Source organism: Burkholderia sp. MBR-1 (genome assembly GCF_013822785.1).
GTDB classification, from domain to species: Bacteria; Pseudomonadota; Gammaproteobacteria; order Burkholderiales; family Burkholderiaceae; genus Burkholderia; species Burkholderia vietnamiensis.
The window spans coordinates 3,033,961-3,050,986 of record NZ_CP053609.1 but is presented as its reverse complement, the minus strand read 5'-3'; the positions used below and the strand labels follow the sequence as shown (position 1 = coordinate 3,050,986).

The window sequence follows — 17,026 nt, the reverse complement described above, 5'->3', positions numbered from 1 at the left end:
CCGGCATCCGGCCGCGCGTTGGTGACTCTGACCTACTGAGCGACTTACCGACTCACCGTCATGCAGGCGGCTCGCCGCCCGACGGCGCTGAGCTGGCGCGGCGCCGTGCGCGTTTCGATACGCCGTTCACGAGCGCCCAGCGCAGCACCGGCGCGACTGCGCGCACACCGGGCCGGACCACCGCCCGCCGCAGCGGCGCGAACCGTGCGAGGCCGAGCATCTGCTGCGCCCACGGCGGCAACAGGTCGATCCCGGCGTGCATCACCAGCGTGGCGGCCGGCCGCAGCGCAGGCTTCGCGAGCGGCGCGTTCAGCAGGATGCGGATCACTTCGAACGTGCGCGGGCCGGCTTCGAGCTCGGGCTGCATGCGCGCGAGATAGGCGGCGACCTCCGCGCGCGAGCGCGGCACGGCCTGCGCGCCGAGGCGCTCGGCGATCTGCGCGGTTTCCGCGTAATAGCGATCCTGACATTCGCCGCTCAGCGCCGGATTCACATAGCGCAGATGCGCGGCCAGGAAGCTCGATACTTCCGCGACATGCACCCACGTGAGCAACGCCGGATCGTCGGCGCGGTACGGGCGGCCGTCGGGCGCGGTGCCCGATACGCACGTGTGAATGGCCTTCACGCGCTCGATCAGCGCGAGCGCGTCCGCGCGATTGCCGAACGTGGTGCCCGATATGAACGTCGCCGTGCGGCGCAGGCGGCCGAGGATGTCGGTGCGAAACGACGAATGATCCCAGACGCCCGCCAGCGCGAGCGGATGAAGCGCCTGCAACAGCAGCGCGGAGACGCCGCCGGTCATCATCGACGCGAAATCCGCATGTACGCGCCAGCAGACCGCGTCCGGCCCGAACAGCCCGGGGTCGCCGGGCGGTGATGAATAGTCGATCGACGGGCCGCCGCTGCCGGTCGTCAGGTGCGTGACGCCGGCCGCGAGCCGCTTGCGCAGCGGCTCGATCCAGCGCGGGCCCGCGCTCGGCGCGGCGGGATGACGACGGGGCGGCGTGGTCATGGCTGGTTGGCCGGGAGCGACGCGGCGGGCTACGCGCCGTCGGGCGTGTTCCACATGCTGCCTTCCGCACTGCCGGCCGCCGGCGCGGACAGCCCGAAATGGCGGTAGGTGAGCAGCGTCGCGACGCGCCCGCGCGGCGTGCGCTGCAGGAAGCCTTGCTGGATCAGGTACGGTTCGAGCACGTCCTCGATCGTGTCGCGCTCCTCGCCGATCGCGGCCGCGAGGTTGTCGATGCCGACCGGGCCGCCGTCGAACTTGTGCAGGATGGCTTCGAGCAGCTTGCGGTCCATCAGGTCGAAGCCGACCGGATCGACGTCGAGCATCGCGAGCGCGGCATCGGCGACGGCCGCGGTGATCTGTCCGTCGGCCTTCACTTCCGCGTAGTCGCGCACGCGGCGCAGCAACCGGTTCGCGATCCGCGGCGTGCCGCGCGAGCGCTTCGCGATTTCCAGCGCGCCGTTCGGGTCGATCTGCGCGTTCAGCAGTGCCGCCGAGCGCCGCACGATGCGCGACAGCTGCTCGGCGTCGTAGAACTCCAGCCGCGCGACGATCCCGAAGCGATCGCGCAGCGGATTGGTGAGCATCCCCGCGCGCGTCGTTGCGCCCACCAGCGTGAACGGCTGCAGATCGAGCTTCACGCTGCGCGCGGCCGGACCTTCGCCGATCATGATGTCGATCTGGTAATCCTCGAGCGCCGGATACAGGATTTCCTCGACGACCGGCGACAACCGGTGGATCTCGTCGATGAACAGCACGTCGTTCGCTTCGAGATTGGTCAGCAGCGCAGCGAGGTCGCCGGCGCGCTCGAGCACCGGGCCCGACGTCTGGCGCAGATTCACGCCCATCTCGCGCGCGATGATGTGCGCGAGCGTGGTCTTGCCGAGGCCCGGCGGGCCGAACAGCAGCACGTGGTCGAGCGGCTCGGAGCGGCGTTTCGCGGCCTCGATGAAGATCTCGAGCTGACCGCGCACCTTCTCCTGGCCGACGTAATCGTCGAGCTGGCGCGGCCGCAGCGCGCGTTCGAACACCTCCTCGTGCGACGAGGCGGGCGTGGCGGCGATGATCCGCTCGGCGGCGAGTTTGTCGGTTTCAATCATGCGGGCATTGTACCGCGCGCCGTCGCGCGCCCGAATCGGCCGAACGGCCGACTGGCGCGCGCCGCCCGGCGGCGCAACACTGGCTCCGACAGCCCGGCCCGACAGCCCGACAGCCCGGCCGTTACGCCTTCGACAGCGCCTTGAGCGCGAGCTTGATGCCGTCGGACACGCCGGTGCCGGCCGGCACGTTCTTGATCGCCGCGAGACCTTCCTTTTCGGAATAGCCGAGCGCGACGAGCGCGTTCAGGATGTCGGCCGCGTGGTCGGACGGCGACGCGGCGCCGGCGAGCGCACCGAGGTCCGCGCCGAGCTTGCCCTTCAGTTCGAGCAGCAGGCGTTCGGCGGTCTTCTTGCCGATTCCCGGCAGGCGCGTGAGGCGGGCGGCGTCCTGCATCGTCACGGCTTGCGCGAGCTCCTGCACGCTCATGCCGGACAGCACCGCGAGCGCCATGCGCGCGCCGATGCCGGTGATCTTCAGCAGCTCGCGGAAGGTCGTGCGCTCCTGCGGCGTCAGGAAGCCGTACAGCAGGTGGGCGTCCTCGCGCACGATCTGCTGCGTGAGCAGCACGACGCGCTCGCCCGTTTGCGGCAGGTTGTAGAAGGTGCTCATCGGCACGTCGATTTCATAGCCGACGCCGTTGCAGTCGACGAGCAGGTGAGGCGGGTTCTTTTCGAGCAGGATGCCGGCGATGCGACCGATCATGGATGGCGGGATGCGAGGAAGAAAGCGCGAGTGTAGCGCAGCTGCGGCGCGATGCCGATGGGAGGGTGCCGGGGGTGCTTGCGCGAGGTGCGCGAGTTGCGCAAGGCCGGCGAAATGGCGAACCGGCAAACCCGCGAAACGGCGCACCGCGACTACGCACACGTTTCGTGCGAGACGATCCGCCGTGTCGCGCGCCGGACCGACGAGGCCGCCCGCGTCAGCCGACGAGCCGCCCGCGTCGCACACGCAGGCCCTTGCGCGCGAGCGCCGGCGCGAGGCCGCTGATCGTGCCGAGCGTATTGCCGCTGTGTGCATGGCAGATCGCCATCCCGAGCGCGTCGGCCGCGTCGCTGCCCGGCTGGCCCGACAGATTGAGGAGCCGCGTGACCATCTCCTGCATCTGCGATTTGGTAGCGCGGCCGTAGCCGACGACGGCCTGCTTCAGTTGCAACGCGGTGTACTCGGCAACCGGCAACCCGCCCGCGACGAGCCCGCAGATGGCGGCGCCGCGCGCCTGCCCGAGCAGCAGCGTCGACTGCGGGTTGACGTTGACGAACACCTGTTCGATCGCGGCCTGGTCGGGCGCGTGTTCGCGCACGAGCGTCGACACGCCCTGGAAGATCGTGCCGAGCCGCGTGGCGAGGTCGGCGGTCGGCGTGCGGATCACGCCGCTCGCGACATACGCGAGCCGATGGCCGCTGACGTCGATCACGCCGAAGCCGGTGACGCGCAGGCCGGGGTCGATGCCGAGAATTCGCATGAGTGAGGAGAAAGACGGGATGCAGCGATACTACAACGAACGGTGCGCGGCGCCGGCCGCACGACAGCGTGCATCGGCGCCGCGCAATAAAAAACCCGGCGCGCAGGCTGCCGCCGGGTTCTCGAGCCGCGGCCGCACGGGCCGCGAGCGATCAGTGACGGAAGTGACGCACGCCCGTCAGCACCATCGCGATGCCGTGTTCGTCGGCCGCCGCGATCACTTCGTCGTCGCGCATCGAGCCGCCCGGCTGGATCACGCAGGTCGCGCCCGCGGCCACGACCACGTCGAGACCGTCGCGGAACGGGAAGAACGCATCCGACGCGACGGCCGAGCCGGCCAGCGTGAGGCCCGCGTTCTGCGCCTTGATGCTCGCGATGCGCGCGGAGTCGACGCGGCTCATCTGGCCTGCACCGACGCCCAGCGTCATGCCGTTGCCGCAGAACACGATCGCGTTCGACTTCACGTACTTCGCGACGCGCCATGCGAACAGCAGGTCGTCCATTTCCTTCGCGCTCGGCTGGCGCTTCGTGACGACGCGCAGCTCGCTCGGCTGCACGTTCCGCGAATCGAGCGACTGCACGAGCAGGCCGCCGCCCACGCGCTTCAGGTCGAATGCGTTGTGGCCGTCGCCGAGTGCGATCTCGAGCAGGCGAACGTTCTGCTTCGCGGCGAATACCTGCTGCGCGGCGGCCGAGAACGACGGCGCGATCAGCACTTCGACGAACTGCTTCGCGACGGCTTGCGCGGCTGCCTCGTCGACTTCGCGGTTGAACGCGATGATGCCGCCGAACGCCGACGTCGGGTCGGTCTGGAACGCCTTCGCGTATGCGTCGGCCGGGTCGTTGCCGACCGCGACGCCGCACGGGTTCGCATGCTTGATGATCACGCACGCCGGTGCGTCGAACGTCTTCACGCATTCCCACGCCGCGTCGGAATCGGCGATGTTGTTGTACGACAGTTCCTTGCCCTGCAGCTGGCGGTAGTTCGCGAGCGCGCCGGCCGGTGCGGCCAGATCGCGGTAGAACGCGGCGCTCTGGTGCGGGTTCTCGCCGTAGCGCAGGTCCTGCACCTTGTCGAACGCGAGGTTCAGCGTGGCCGGATACGTGCTGCGCGAGGCGTGCTGCAGCTCGTCGGTCAGGCTCGTCAGGTAGTTCGTAATCGCGCCGTCGTATTGCGCGGTGTGGGCGAACACCTTCGTCGCGAGGCGGAAGTTGGTCGCGTAGCCGATCGCGTTGCCGTTCGCCTTCATTTCATCGAGCACGACCGCGTAGTCGGCCGGATCGACGACGACGGTCACGTCGCGGTGGTTCTTCGCGGCCGAGCGCAGCATCGTCGGGCCGCCGATGTCGATGTTCTCGATCGCGTCGGCGAGCGTGCAGTCGTCCTTCGCAATCGTCGCGACGAACGGATACAGGTTCACGACCAGCAGGTCGATCGTCGGGATGTCGTGCTGTTCGAGCGCCTGCATGTGCTCGGGCAGATCGCGGCGCGCCAGGATGCCGCCGTGCACCTTCGGGTGCAGCGTCTTCACGCGCCCATCGAGCATTTCCGGGAAGCCCGTGTAATCGGCCACTTCGGTCACGGGCAGGCCGGCGTCGGCGAGGAGTTTCGCGGTGCCGCCGGTCGACAGCAGCTTGACGCCGAGGTCGGACAGCGACTTCGCGAAGTCGACGATGCCGGTCTTGTCGGAAACGGAAATGAGCGCTTGCTTGATCATGATGGAACCACCAATAGCCAGGGAAACGGGGACGGGACGGCCGGCTACAGCAGGCCGTGCTGCTGCAGCTTCTTGCGCAGCGTGTTGCGATTGATGCCGAGATACTCCGCGGCGAGCGACTGGTTGCCGCCGGCCTGTACGAGCACGACCTCGAGCATCGGCTTTTCGACGCAGGACATCACCATTTCATAGACGTCGTGCGGATTGGAGCCGTCTAGATCCCGGAAATACACGTCCAGGCTCTCGCGGACACATTGTTCGATGTTGTGCTTGCTCATGCTGCTAACTGGTTATGGTCGTCCGACTCGCGCTGGCCGTTTTCGGGTTCGTCGTCGACGTACACGAGGCGGTCCGACAGCGCCTCTTGCGCGTCGAAGAATGCGTTGACGGCGGCGAGCTGCTCGCGGGTGGAATCGAGCGTGTTCATCCTGTGCCGGAACCCGTTGGCACCGGAAAGGCCGCGAGTGTACCAGCCGATGTGCTTGCGCGCAGTACGGACTCCGGTGAATTCGCCATAGAACGCGTAGTGATCTTCCAGGTGCTCGTTCATCACCTGCCGGATCTCGTCGATGCGCGGCGGCGGCAGCAGCTCGCCGGTTTGCAGGAAATGATCGATTTCGCGGAACAACCACGGACGGCCTTGCGCGGCGCGACCGATCATCAGTGCATCGGCGCCGGTGGCGTCGAGCACGGCCTTCGCTTTCGCCGGCGACGCGATGTCGCCGTTCGCGACGACCGGAATGCCGACGGCCGCCTTCACGGCCGCGATGGTTTCATACTCGGCGTCGCCGTGGTACAGGTCGGCGCGCGTGCGGCCGTGCACCGTCAGCATCGAGATGCCCGCGGCTTCGGCGAGGCGGGCGACGGTGACCGCGTTCTTGTGTTCGCGATCCCAGCCGGTGCGGATCTTCAGCGTGACGGGCACCGCATCCGGCCCCGTGCCGACCGCCGCGACGACGGCCTCGACGATGCGCTGCACGAGCGGCTCGTTCTGCAGCAGCGCCGAGCCGGCCGCGACGTTGCAGACCTTCTTCGCCGGGCAGCCCATGTTGATGTCGATGATCTGCGCGCCGTTGTCGACGTTGTAGCGGGCCGCTTCGGCCATCATTGCCGGATCGGCGCCGGCGATCTGCACTGCGATCGGCTCGACTTCGCCCTCGTGGTTGGCGCGCCGCATCGTCTTCGCGCTCTTCCACAGCTGCGCATTCGACGCGACCATTTCGGACACCGCGTAGCCGGCGCCGAGCCGCTTGCACAGCTGGCGGAACGGACGATCGGTGACGCCGGCCATCGGGGCGACGAACAGGTTGTTGCGCAGAACGTGAGAGCCGATAACGGGCATCGCAATGGCACCGCCCGCGAGCGCCGGGACGTCGCGGGCCAAAAAGGGCGGAGGGAAAACGCGCATTTTACCGTATTCCCATGCCCCGCCGATTTGACCCGGTTTGACCGGGTTCGACCGATCATGTCGAACGCGCCGAATGCGCCGAACGCACCGAACGAGCCGAACGAGCCGAACGAGCCGAACGAGCCGAACGAGCCGAACGAGCCGAACGAGCCGAACGAGCCGAACGAGCCGAACGAGCCGAACGAGCCGAACGCATCGAACGCATCGAACGCGCCGAACGCGCCGAATGCACCGAACCCGCCGCCCGCTCAGCTGCGCTGGCCGAACATCATCTGGCGCGCGATCGCCTTCTTCAGCGGCGGCACGAATTCGAGCGCGGTGAGCGCCGCGCCGCGCAGCAGCGGCAGCGGCCCGGCATCGACGGTGAACAGGCGCGCGAGCGTGTCGGTCGCGCCGATCGTGAAGCGCCGGTCGAGTGCGCGCCGCGCGTTGAAGGCGGCGAGCGCCGTCGGTTCGAAGCCCTGCGCCGACACCGCGTCGACGAGCGTGTGTGCATCGCGCAGGCCGAGGTTCAAGCCTTGGCCGGCCACCGGATGCAGCGTCTGCGCGGCGTTGCCGACGATCGCGACGCGGCCGTTGACGAGCGTTTGCGCCGCGGCCAGCCCGAGCGGGAACGATGCGCGCGCGGCGATCGCGACGAAGCGGCCCATGCGCTCGCCGAACGCGGTGCCGAGCTCGTGCAGGAACGCATCGTCGGGCAGCGCGACGCGGCGCGCCGCCTCGTCGGGCGCGCAGCACCAGACGAGCGCATAGTCGGCCTGGCGCGGGCCGCCGAGCGGCAGCAGCGCGAGCGGCCCTTCGTGCGTGAAGCGCTCCCACGCGACGTTCGGGCGCGGCGAGGACACGGTGACCGTGCCGACGATCGCGGTCTGCCCGTAGTCGCGCCGATGCTTGTCGGCATCGGCCTGCCGCTCGTGGAACAAGCCGCCTTCGGCGTTGATGACGATCCGGGCGCGCAGCGTGCGCTCGCCGTGCGGGCCGTCGAGCGTCAGCGTGACGCCGTCGGCGTCCTGCTGCGGCGCGCGCGCGGTGGTCGACGTGAGCCAGTCGACGCGCGTGCCGTGCACGGCACGCGCGAGCGTCTGCACGATCGAACCGTAGCGCACCACGTAACCGAGCGCGGCGACGTCGTGCTCGTCGCGGTCGATCAGCGTGCGGCCGAAATGACCGCGCTGCGATACGTGGATGTGTTCGATCGGCGTCGCATCGGCCGGCCAGCCGAGCGTGTCGAGCAGCACGCGGCTGCCGTGCGACACGGCGATCGCACGCGGATCGTTCGCGCTCGCGGCGGGCTCGCGCGCGTCGATCAGGGCGATCGACGCGTGCTGCGTGGCGCTGCGTCGCGCAAGCCAGCCGGCCAGCGCAAGCCCGACCGGGCCCGCGCCGACGATGGCAAGGTCATATTCCGGCGTGGCCGGGGAGGAAGCGGTCGTCATCGGTGTTCGTGAAACGGGGTAACTGGGAACGGCGTATCAATGGCAGATCACCGGCGAGGCAACGGCGAAGCGACTGCGGCGCGACGGTGAGGCGAAGCGACGGTGAAGCAACCGCAGCGCGACGGCGAAGCAACGACGAAGCAACAACGAGCCCCGCGCCTGCACACTCACCCACCGTGCGCCGCGCCCGCGCGCATCAGCGCCTCGATGTCGGCGGCCGCGACCGGCACGTCGCGCGTGATCAGCTCGCAGCCATGCTCGCGCACGATCGCGTCGTCCTCGATGCGGATGCCGATGTTCCAGTATTCGGGCGGCACGTCGTCGGCGGCGCGCACGTACAGGCCGGGTTCGACGGTGAGCGTCATGCCGGCCGCGAGCGTGCGCCACGGCAGCGCGCCGTTGGCGTCGCGCGCGGCGAGGCGCTCGCGGTAGTCGCCGCAATCATGTACGTCCATGCCGAGCCAGTGGCCGGTGCGGTGCATGTAGAAGCGCGCATACGCGCGCTCGGCGATCACGTCGTCGACGCTCGAAAAGCGCGTCTTCGCGATGATTCCCGTGTCGAGCAGCCCTTGCGCGAGCACGCGCACGGCCGCGTCGTGCGGCGCCTCGAACGGCACGCCCGCGCGCGTCGCGTCGACCGCCGCCTGCTGGGCGGCCAGCACGATGTCGTACAGCGTGCGCTGCGCGGGCGAGAAGCGTCCGTTCGCCGGGAACGTGCGGGTGATGTCCGACGCGTAGCCGTCGAGCTCGCAGGCGGCGTCGATCAGGATCAGGTCGCCGTCGCGCGCGGCCGCGTTGCCGGCCGGATAGTGAAGCACGCACGCGTTCGCGCCGGCCGCGACGATCGACCCGTACGCGGGCGCCTGCGCGCCGTACTTGCGGAACGTGTACAGCAGCTCGGCCTCGAGTTCGTATTCGCGGATGCCGGGCCGGCACGCCTGCATCGCGCGGCAATGTGCGAGCGCCGAGATGTGCGCGGCGCGCGTCATGATCGCCAGCTCGTGTTCGTCCTTCACGAGCCGCATGTCGTCGAGCAGCGGCGTGAGGTCGCGCAGCGCATCGGGCGCGGCGACGCCCGCGCGCGCCTGCGCGCGCACTGCCTCGAGCCAGCCGGCGAGCTGGCGCTCGAACTGCGTCGACGCGCCGAAGCGGTAGTGCACGGTGCCCGCGTCGGCGAGCAGGCGCGGCATTTCGGCGTCGACCACGTCGACCGCATGAGCCGCATCGAAGCCGAACGCGTCGCGCGCGGCGTCGGGCCCGTAATGGAAGCCTTCCCAGGTTTCGCGGTCGGCGTTCTTCGCGCGGCAGAACAGGATGGATTGCGGGCTGCCCTGCGGGCCGGCCGCGTTCAGCACGAGCACGGCATCCGGCTCGGTGAAGCCCGTCAGGTAGTAGAAGTAGCTGTCGTGCCGGTACGGGTAGGCCGTATCGCGGTTGCGCAGCATTTCGGGCGCGGTGGGGACGATGGCGACGCCGCCGCCGGCGGCGCGCAGTGCGGAAAGCACGCGTTCGCGGCGCTGGCGGTAGACGTCGACGGCGATGGCGGTATCGAGGGGCGCATTCATTCGTGCGATTGTAGCGCCGCCGGACGCGGCGCGTGAGACGGGAGTCGGCGGCGCGCCGGCGTCGGCTGTTGCAAACCATCCACAGGCAGGACGGCCGATTTTCTACCCCGTCGCACCGGCCGGTTATGATCGGCGACAACGTATACTCTCGGCGGTTCCCTTAAAAAGGCAGATGATGAAATTAATCGGTTCGCTCAGCAGCCCGTACGTCCGAAAGGCGCGGATCGTGCTCGCTGAAAAGAAGATCGACTACAAGCTGGAGCTCGAGAACGTGTGGGCGCCGGACACGAACATTCAGGCATCGAATCCGCTCGGCAAGGTCCCGTGTCTCGTGATGGAAGATGGTGCGGCGGTGTTCGATTCGCGCGTGATTTGCGAATACGTCGACACGCTGTCGCCGGTCGGCAAGCTGATTCCGCCGTCCGGGCGCGAGCGCGTCGAAGTGCGCTGCTGGGAAGCGCTCGGTGACGGCGTGCTCGACGCGTCGGTGGCGATCCGTCTCGAGCACACGCTGCGCGAGGAAGGGCAGCGCAGCGCGAGCTGGATCGCACGCCAGCAGCGCAAGATCGACGACGGTCTGGTCGCGATGTCGCAGGGCCTCGGCGGCAAGACCTGGTGCGTCGGCAATCACTACACGCTCGCCGACATCGCGCTCGGCTGCACGCTCGGCTACCTGGACTTCCGGATGCCCGAGCTGAACTGGCGCGACCGTCATCCGAACCTCGACAAGCATTTCGCGAAGCTGTCGCAGCGGCAGACGTTCGTCGACACGCTGCCGCAGGGCTGAGCGGCCACGCGCCGCGGATTGAGCAGACAAAAGAAAAGCGCCGCTCGGGCGCTTTTCTTTTTTGCGGATGCGGCGATCAACCGATCAACCGATCAACCGATCAACCGATCAACCGATCAACCACCGCGCCGCGCTGACGTCATTCGATCGACGCGTACGCATTCTCGCCGAGCACGAACGAATCGCTGCGCGCGATCGGCCACCACTTGTCGTACAGCGTATAGCCGCAAGTGCGGCCCTCGAGCAGCGCGCCCGGCTTCAGATACTTCAGCAGCTGTGACATCAGCCGGACCTCGTGCGGCGCGACGCGCTGCACGATGTGATGCGCGCGCAGCTCGGACGGATGCCCGAGGCCGGCCGCCTGCACGAGCTCCTGCAGCGCATGCAGCGTGTTGCGATGGAAGTTGTACACGCGTTCGGCCTTGTCGGGCACGACGAGCGCGCGCTGGCGCACCGGGTCCTGCGTGGCGACGCCGGTCGGGCAGCGGTCGGTGTGGCAGTGCTGCGCCTGGATGCAGCCCACCGCGAACATGAAGCCGCGCGCCGAATTCACCCAGTCCGCACCGATCGCGAGCGTGCGCGCGATGTCGAACGCGCTGATGATCTTGCCGCTCGCGCCGATCTTCACGCGGTCGCGCACGCCGATCCCGACGAGCGTGTTGTGCACCATCAGCAAGCCTTCCTGCAGCGGCACGCCGACGTGGTCGGTGAATTCGAGCGGCGCCGCACCGGTGCCGCCCTCCGCACCGTCGACGACGATGAAGTCCGGCACGATGCCGGTCTCGATCATCGCCTTCGCGATCCCGAAGAACTCCCACGGATGGCCGATGCACAGCTTGAAGCCGGTCGGCTTGCCGCCGGACAGCGTGCGCAGCCGCTCGACGAATTCGAGCAGCCCGCGCGGCGTCGAGAATTCGGAATGCGTCGCGGGCGAGATGCAGTCCTTGCCCATCGGCACGCCGCGCGTCTCGGCGATTTCCGGCGTGATCTTCGCGGCCGGCAGCACGCCGCCGTGGCCGGGCTTCGCGCCCTGCGACAGCTTGATCTCGACCATCTTGACCTGCGGGTCGGCCGCCTGCTTCGCGAACTTGTCCGGGTTGAACGTGCCGTCGTCGTTGCGGCAGCCGAAGTAGCCGGACGCGATCTCCCAGATGATGTCGCCGCCGTGCTCGCGGTGATACTTCGACAACGAGCCTTCGCCGGTGTCGTGCGCGAAGCCGCCTTTCTTCGCGCCGAGGTTCAGCGCGCGGATCGCATTCGCGGACAACGACCCGAAGCTCATCGCCGAGACGTTGAGGACCGAGATGTCGTACGGCTGCGCGCGGTTCGCGCCGACGCGCACGCGGAAGTCGTGGTTCGGCAGCCGGGTCGGTGCGAGCGAGTGGCTGATCCATTCGTGCGCGACCGACTTCACGTTCAGCTCGGTGCCGTACGGGCGGTTGTCGGCGACGTTCTTCGCGCGCTGGTAGACGAGGCTGCGCTGCGCGCGCGAGAACGGCTTCTCGTCGGTGTCGTCCTCGACGAAGTACTGGCGGATTTCGGGGCGGATGAACTCGAACAGGAAGCGGAAATGGCCCCACAGCGGATAGTTGCGCAGGATCGCGTGGCGGTCCTGGTTCAGGTCGTACAGGCCGAGGGCGACGAGGGCGACGGGGACAATGATCCACAGCCAGGACAGCGCATGGATCGACGCGAGTGCGGCTGCGGCGGCGAGCAACAGCACGGCACCCCACATCGCGAGGTAACGTCTGGAAAGCATGGGGGAACTCCGTGAAAGTAGGCCGCCATGCGTACGCTGCGACGGCGGCGCGCCGGCCTCGGTGCAATCGTGTTGCGCCGGGCGCGGCGTGCCGCAAGTCTAAACCGAATGGGTGTCAGCGTGCTTCGACGAGTGCCGCTGCGGGGGCCGCAGCAGCAGCATCGCGGCCGCTGGCCGCGTGCTCGATGATGCCGCCGCCCAGGCAGATCTCGCCGTCGTACAGCACGGCCGACTGGCCGGGCGTGACGGCCCATTGCGCGTCGTCGAACGCGAGCGTGAAGCGCGCCTCGCCGGCCGGCCCGGCTGCGGCCGCGCCGAACCGGCATGCCGCGTCGGCCTGCCGGTAGCGGGTCTTCGCGCCGCACGCGAAGCCGTCGGCCGGCGGCTCGCCGGCGACCCAGCTGACGTTGCCCGCGACGAGCTCGTGCGACAGCAGCCACGGATGGTCGTGGCCCTGCACGACGTACAGCGTGTTCGACGGGATGTCCTTCGCGGCGACGAACCACGGCTCGCCGCTGCCGTCCTTGCTGCCGCCGAGCCCGATGCCCTTGCGCTGGCCGAACGTGTAGAACGCGAGGCCGATGTGCTCGCCGACGCGCTTGCCGTCGGGCGTCTTCATCGGGCCGGGCTTGGTCGGCAGATAACGGTTCAGGAAGTCGCGGAACGGCCGTTCGCCGATGAAGCAGATGCCGGTCGAATCCTTCTTCTTCGCGTTCGGCAGGCCGATCTGCGCGGCGATCTCGCGCACCTTCGTCTTCGGCATCTCGCCGAGCGGGAACATCGTCTTCGACAGTTGCGCCTGGTTCAGCCGGTGCAGGAAGTACGACTGATCCTTCGTGTGATCGAACGCCTTCAGCAGCTCGAAGCGGCCGTCGCGCTCGCGCACGCGCGCGTAGTGGCCGGTCGCGATCATCTCGGCGTCGAGCGACATCGCGTGATCGAGGAACGCCTTGAACTTGATCTCGGCGTTGCACAGCACGTCCGGATTCGGCGTGCGGCCGGCCGAGTACTCGCGCAGGAATTCGGCGAACACGCGGTCCTTGTATTCGGCCGCGAAGTTCACGGCTTCGACGTCGATGCCGATCAGATCGGCCACCGACACGACGTCGATCCAGTCCTGGCGCGTCGAGCAGTATTCGCCGTCGTCGTCGTCTTCCCAGTTCTTCATGAACAGGCCGACCACGTCGTATCCCTGTTCCTTCAGCAGCCACGCGGTCACCGACGAATCGACACCGCCCGACATGCCCACCACTACACGGCGCTTGCTCATTTGTTCACCGCCTGACGGTCGAATGCTTGCGGCCGCGGCGCGACCGAATGCGTATGCACGAAATCGAGCGGGATACGCCGCCCGGCGAGATAGTCGTCGACGCAGCGCATCACCGCCGGCGAGCGGTGACGCTCGCTGCACGCGCGCAGTTCGTCGGCGCTCAGCCACAGCGTGCGGACGATGCCGTCGTCGAGCGCGTGACCGGGCAGCGGTTCGCCCGCGGTGCCGCAGAACGTGAAGCGCAGATAGGTCGCGCCCGCGCTGCCGGGGCGCTCGTAGTGCGCGAGGTAGACGCCGACGAGCGCCGTGGGGACGAACGGATGCGCGGTTTCTTCGAGCGTCTCGCGGATCACGGCGTCGGCGAGCGTTTCGCCGGCCTCCAGATGGCCGGCCGGCTGGTTGATGCGCAGGCCCGTCGAGGTTTCTTCCTCGATCACGAGGAAGCGGCCGTCGCGCTCGACGAGCGCCGCGACGGTCACATGCGGGGTCCAGATTTCGGGTTTCATGGTTCGACATTTTACCGGTTGCGACCGGCGGGTGCCGGGCGGTCGGGTGATCTATCCGACCCTTTTGGACCCGAAACGTCGCCAAGTCGCCAGGTCACCCGGCCGTCACGCCGCGACGATCGTCGCGACGCACGCTGCGATCGCGTCGCGCACCCGCACGATGGCCGGGTCGCGTTGCGCGCTCGTGCGCCAGCCGATCTCGACCGGATAGTGCGGCAGCTCGACCGGGCACGCGAGCGCGCGCAGCGACGTCGCGCGCGCGATCGCGCGGGCCGCGTGCGCCGGAATCGTGGCGACCGCGTCGGAGCCCGCGAGCAGGTACGGCAGCGCGGCGAAGTGCGTCGTCGACGCGGCGACGCGCCGCTTGTGGCCGAGCGCCGCCAGCGCCTCGTCGACGATCCCGATCACGCCGCCCGACGACACCAGCACGTGATCGCGCCGCAGAAACTCCGCGAGCGACAGCGTGCGCGGCGCGCGAGCGCTGCCCGCCGGGTCGATCACGCATGCGTAGCCGCCGGTCGCGACCGCGCGCCGGCTGAGCCCGTGCGCGGAAAACCCGCCCGACGCGATCGCGAGATCGACGCCGTGCCGCAGCAGCGCGTCGCCGGCGATCCCGCTGTGCGTCTGCCGGAAGATCAGGCGGATACCCGCGGCGTCGCGCGCGACCGCGTCGATCAGCGGGCGGCCGAGCGCGATCTCGAAGTCGTCCGACAGCCCGACCGAAATCGTTCGGCCGATCCGCTCGCCCGCGTCGGCGGCGATCGCGAGGCTCGCGCGGCAGCGGTCGAGCGCGTCCGACAGGATCGGCTTCAATTCGTCCGCGCGCGGCGTCGGCGCGAGCCCGCGGCCGGTGCGCACGAACAGCGGATCGGCGTAGATCACGCGCAGCCGCGCCAGCGCGGCGCTGGCCGCCGATTGCGTGAGGCCGAGCCGCAAAGCTGCGCGGCTCGCGCCGCCTTCCTCGTACAGCGCCTCGAAGACCTTCAGCAGGTTCAGGTCGAGCCCGGCGATATCATCCGCATTCATGTCAGTTATCGTGCTATCGATTTGATCGATGACATGATATCGGCAAAGATGGCGTCTTCCATTCGATCCCTTTCCATCCCGTTCGACACCTTCACCGGAGACGCCTTCATGTCCACCTCAGTCATCGCCGCGCTGCAGATCGGCGCATCGCCGGCCGGCACGCGCGCCACGCTCGACGCGATCCTCGCTTACGAAACCGCGATCCGCGACAGCGGCGCATCGCTCGTGGTGTTGCCCGAGGCGGTGCTCGGCGGCTATCCGAAAGGCGAGACGTTCGGCACGCGGCTCGGCTACCGGCTGCCCGAGGGCCGCGAGGCGTACGCGCGCTATGCGGCGCAGGCGATCGACGTGCCGGGACCGGAAACCGACGAACTGGCCGCGCTGTCGCAGCGCACGGGCGCGAGCCTCGTGATCGGCGTGATCGAGCGCGGCGGCAGCACGCTGTATTGCACCGCGCTGTTCTTCGATCCGCGCGACGGGCTCGTCGCGAAGCACCGCAAGCTGATGCCGACCGGCACCGAGCGGCTGATCTGGGGGCAGGGCGACGGCTCGACGCTGCCGGTGGTCGACACGGCCGCGGGCCGCGCGGGCGCCGCGATCTGCTGGGAGAACCACATGCCGCTGCTGCGCTGCGCGATGTATGCGAAAGGCGTGCAGATCTGGTGCGCGCCGACCGTCGACGAGCGCGATCTGTGGCAAAGCTCGATGCGCCACATCGCGCACGAAGGCCGCTGCTTCGTCGTGAGCGCGTGCCAGGTGCAGCCGTCGCCGCGCGCGCTGGGCATCGACGTGCCGGGCTGGGACCCGGAGCGGCCGCTGATCCGCGGCGGCAGCGTGATCGTCGGGCCGCTCGGCGATCTGCTGACCGAGCCGCTGATCGGCGAGCCCGGCCTCGTGACGGCGCGCATCGATACCGACGAGCTGGTCCGCGCGCGTTACGACTTCGACGTGGTCGGGCACTACGCGCGCGCCGACGTGTTTTCGCTGCACGTCGACGAGCGCCCGAAGCGGCCGGTGGTGTTCAACGGCTGACGGCGGGATGCGAAGCGCCGCTCCGCCGGCGCACGGAGCTCGCCGCGCGGCCGCGCTTCAAGGCCGGGCGGTGGGCGCGATGTGCGAACGCGGCGCCGTCCCGGCCGACGCAGCCGGCGGCGCAGTGAACCTGGCGGGTCGCGATCGCGATGGTGGTTGCGCGCGGCGCGCTTCGTGCGCGCGGCGCGCGCGTCAGCATCTCGGCGCCTGCGCGATCCGCATGTAGTCGGCGATGCGCCGGCCTTCCATGTCGGGAAACTGCTCGTGCAGCGTGATGTCGCCCATCCGCGCGATGTCGAACGTGCGGAAATCGTCGCGCAGCTCGCACCACGCGCCGATCGTCCAGCGTCCGCCCCAGTAGACGAGCCCGAGCGGCCACACGCGGCGCTTCGTGTGCGCGCCGAGCCGGTCGCGGTAGTCGAAGCTGACGATGTGGCGCGTATCGACGGCCTGATGGATCGCATCGACCTTCGCGCAGAACGTTTCGTCGATGTGGAACGACGGCGCGAACACCGGCAGGCGATCGAGCGCCGTGCGCTTGTCGGCGGGCATCGCCGACGCGATCTTCGCGAGCGCCGAGCGCGCGCCGCCGGCGAAGCGGGCGCCGCCCCAGGTTTCGAGCATCCGCGCGCCGACCGCGAGCGCCGCGAGCTCCTCGGCGGTGAACGTGAGCGGCGGCAGGCTCGCGTTGCGGTTCAGCCGGTAGCCGATGCCCGCTTCGCCCTCGATCGGCACGCCCGACAGCTGCAGGTCGCGCACGTCGCGATAAACCGTGCGCGGCGACACCGACAGCCAGTCGGCCAGCTGCTGGGCGGTCGTCAGGCGGCGCCCGCGCAGCAGCTCGGCGATCTGGAAAAGGCGGTCGGCACGGCGCGTCATCGCGGCACCTCGACTCCTGCGGTGAGGGGATTGCCGCGATGATAGCGCCGCGCCGGCCCGCTCGCGGCT

At 69.2% G+C, this 17,026-nt stretch carries 16 protein-coding genes; 2 read left to right on the top strand and 14 right to left on the bottom strand.

Annotated elements, in window-relative coordinates:
* Positions 1 to 58: 58 nt before the first annotated feature.
* The 9 genes from MBR110_RS14095 to MBR110_RS14055 form a co-directional block, all read right to left on the bottom strand.
* Positions 59 to 1,012 carry an oxygenase MpaB family protein gene (locus MBR110_RS14095; protein WP_059668911.1) on the bottom strand — a complete coding sequence of 318 codons (954 nt, stop codon included), beginning with the start codon at positions 1,010 to 1,012 and terminating at the stop codon, positions 59 to 61.
* Positions 1,013 to 1,041: 29 nt separating this feature from the next.
* The gene (ruvB, locus tag MBR110_RS14090) at positions 1,042 to 2,109 is read right to left on the bottom strand and encodes a Holliday junction branch migration DNA helicase RuvB (RefSeq protein WP_011883290.1); all 1,068 of its coding nucleotides are present in this window, start codon (positions 2,107 to 2,109) and stop codon (positions 1,042 to 1,044) included.
* Between the two features lie 121 nt (positions 2,110 to 2,230).
* Entirely contained in the window at positions 2,231 to 2,812 is a 582-nt protein-coding gene (ruvA, locus tag MBR110_RS14085; RefSeq protein WP_011883291.1) for a Holliday junction branch migration protein RuvA, read from the bottom strand.
* Positions 2,813 to 3,029: 217 nt separating this feature from the next.
* Positions 3,030 to 3,572 carry a crossover junction endodeoxyribonuclease RuvC gene (gene ruvC, locus MBR110_RS14080; RefSeq protein WP_011883292.1) on the bottom strand — a complete coding sequence of 181 codons (543 nt, stop codon included), beginning with the start codon at positions 3,570 to 3,572 and terminating at the stop codon, positions 3,030 to 3,032.
* Positions 3,573 to 3,723: 151 nt separating this feature from the next.
* The gene (purH, locus tag MBR110_RS14075) at positions 3,724 to 5,289 is read right to left on the bottom strand and encodes a bifunctional phosphoribosylaminoimidazolecarboxamide formyltransferase/IMP cyclohydrolase (RefSeq protein ID WP_011883293.1); all 1,566 of its coding nucleotides are present in this window, start codon (positions 5,287 to 5,289) and stop codon (positions 3,724 to 3,726) included.
* 44 nt (positions 5,290 to 5,333) lie between these two features.
* Positions 5,334 to 5,567 carry a Fis family transcriptional regulator gene (locus MBR110_RS14070; RefSeq protein ID WP_006476892.1) on the bottom strand — a complete coding sequence of 78 codons (234 nt, stop codon included), beginning with the start codon at positions 5,565 to 5,567 and terminating at the stop codon, positions 5,334 to 5,336.
* A complete protein-coding gene (dusB, locus tag MBR110_RS14065) occupies positions 5,564 to 6,631 on the bottom strand; it encodes a tRNA dihydrouridine synthase DusB (protein WP_011883294.1) in 1,068 nt (355 codons plus the stop codon). The genes MBR110_RS14070 and dusB overlap by 4 nt, the downstream gene beginning before the upstream one ends.
* A 314-nt stretch (positions 6,632 to 6,945) precedes the next feature.
* On the bottom strand, positions 6,946 to 8,133 hold the full coding sequence (locus MBR110_RS14060; RefSeq protein ID WP_059736010.1) for a UbiH/UbiF/VisC/COQ6 family ubiquinone biosynthesis hydroxylase: 1,188 nt from the start codon (positions 8,131 to 8,133) through the stop codon (positions 6,946 to 6,948).
* 167 nt (positions 8,134 to 8,300) lie between these two features.
* Positions 8,301 to 9,698, bottom strand: a complete 1,398-nt coding sequence (locus MBR110_RS14055; RefSeq protein ID WP_014722455.1) for an aminopeptidase P N-terminal domain-containing protein — start codon at positions 9,696 to 9,698, stop codon at positions 8,301 to 8,303.
* A 172-nt stretch (positions 9,699 to 9,870) separates the two neighbouring features.
* On the opposite strand from MBR110_RS14055, the gene MBR110_RS14050 reads away from it, so the two are divergent.
* The gene (locus MBR110_RS14050; RefSeq protein WP_034194433.1) at positions 9,871 to 10,485 is read left to right on the top strand and encodes a glutathione S-transferase family protein; all 615 of its coding nucleotides are present in this window, start codon (positions 9,871 to 9,873) and stop codon (positions 10,483 to 10,485) included.
* Positions 10,486 to 10,624: 139 nt separating this feature from the next.
* Here MBR110_RS14050 and MBR110_RS14045 read toward each other — a convergent pair whose 3' ends face one another.
* From MBR110_RS14045 to MBR110_RS14030, 4 genes are all read right to left on the bottom strand, one after another.
* Positions 10,625 to 12,244: an FMN-binding glutamate synthase family protein gene (locus tag MBR110_RS14045; protein WP_011883298.1), complete on the bottom strand. Its 1,620-nt coding sequence runs from the start codon at positions 12,242 to 12,244 to the stop codon at positions 10,625 to 10,627.
* A gap of 115 nt (positions 12,245 to 12,359) precedes the next feature.
* On the bottom strand, positions 12,360 to 13,514 hold the full coding sequence (gene mnmA, locus MBR110_RS14040) for a tRNA 2-thiouridine(34) synthase MnmA (protein ID WP_011883299.1): 1,155 nt from the start codon (positions 13,512 to 13,514) through the stop codon (positions 12,360 to 12,362).
* Positions 13,511 to 14,020, bottom strand: coding sequence for an NUDIX hydrolase (locus MBR110_RS14035; RefSeq protein WP_011883300.1), 510 nt, complete (start codon positions 14,018 to 14,020; stop codon positions 13,511 to 13,513). The genes mnmA and MBR110_RS14035 overlap by 4 nt, the downstream gene beginning before the upstream one ends.
* A gap of 105 nt (positions 14,021 to 14,125) precedes the next feature.
* Positions 14,126 to 15,046, bottom strand: coding sequence for a LysR family transcriptional regulator (locus MBR110_RS14030; RefSeq protein WP_014722457.1), 921 nt, complete (start codon positions 15,044 to 15,046; stop codon positions 14,126 to 14,128).
* Positions 15,047 to 15,154: 108 nt separating this feature from the next.
* On the opposite strand from MBR110_RS14030, the gene MBR110_RS14025 reads away from it, so the two are divergent.
* On the top strand, positions 15,155 to 16,078 hold the full coding sequence (locus tag MBR110_RS14025; protein ID WP_011883302.1) for a carbon-nitrogen hydrolase family protein: 924 nt from the start codon (positions 15,155 to 15,157) through the stop codon (positions 16,076 to 16,078).
* Positions 16,079 to 16,270: 192 nt separating this feature from the next.
* On the opposite strand, the gene MBR110_RS14020 is transcribed toward MBR110_RS14025, so the two are convergent.
* Positions 16,271 to 16,957 carry a helix-turn-helix transcriptional regulator gene (locus MBR110_RS14020; RefSeq protein WP_014722459.1) on the bottom strand — a complete coding sequence of 229 codons (687 nt, stop codon included), beginning with the start codon at positions 16,955 to 16,957 and terminating at the stop codon, positions 16,271 to 16,273.
* Positions 16,958 to 17,026: the final 69 nt, after the last annotated feature.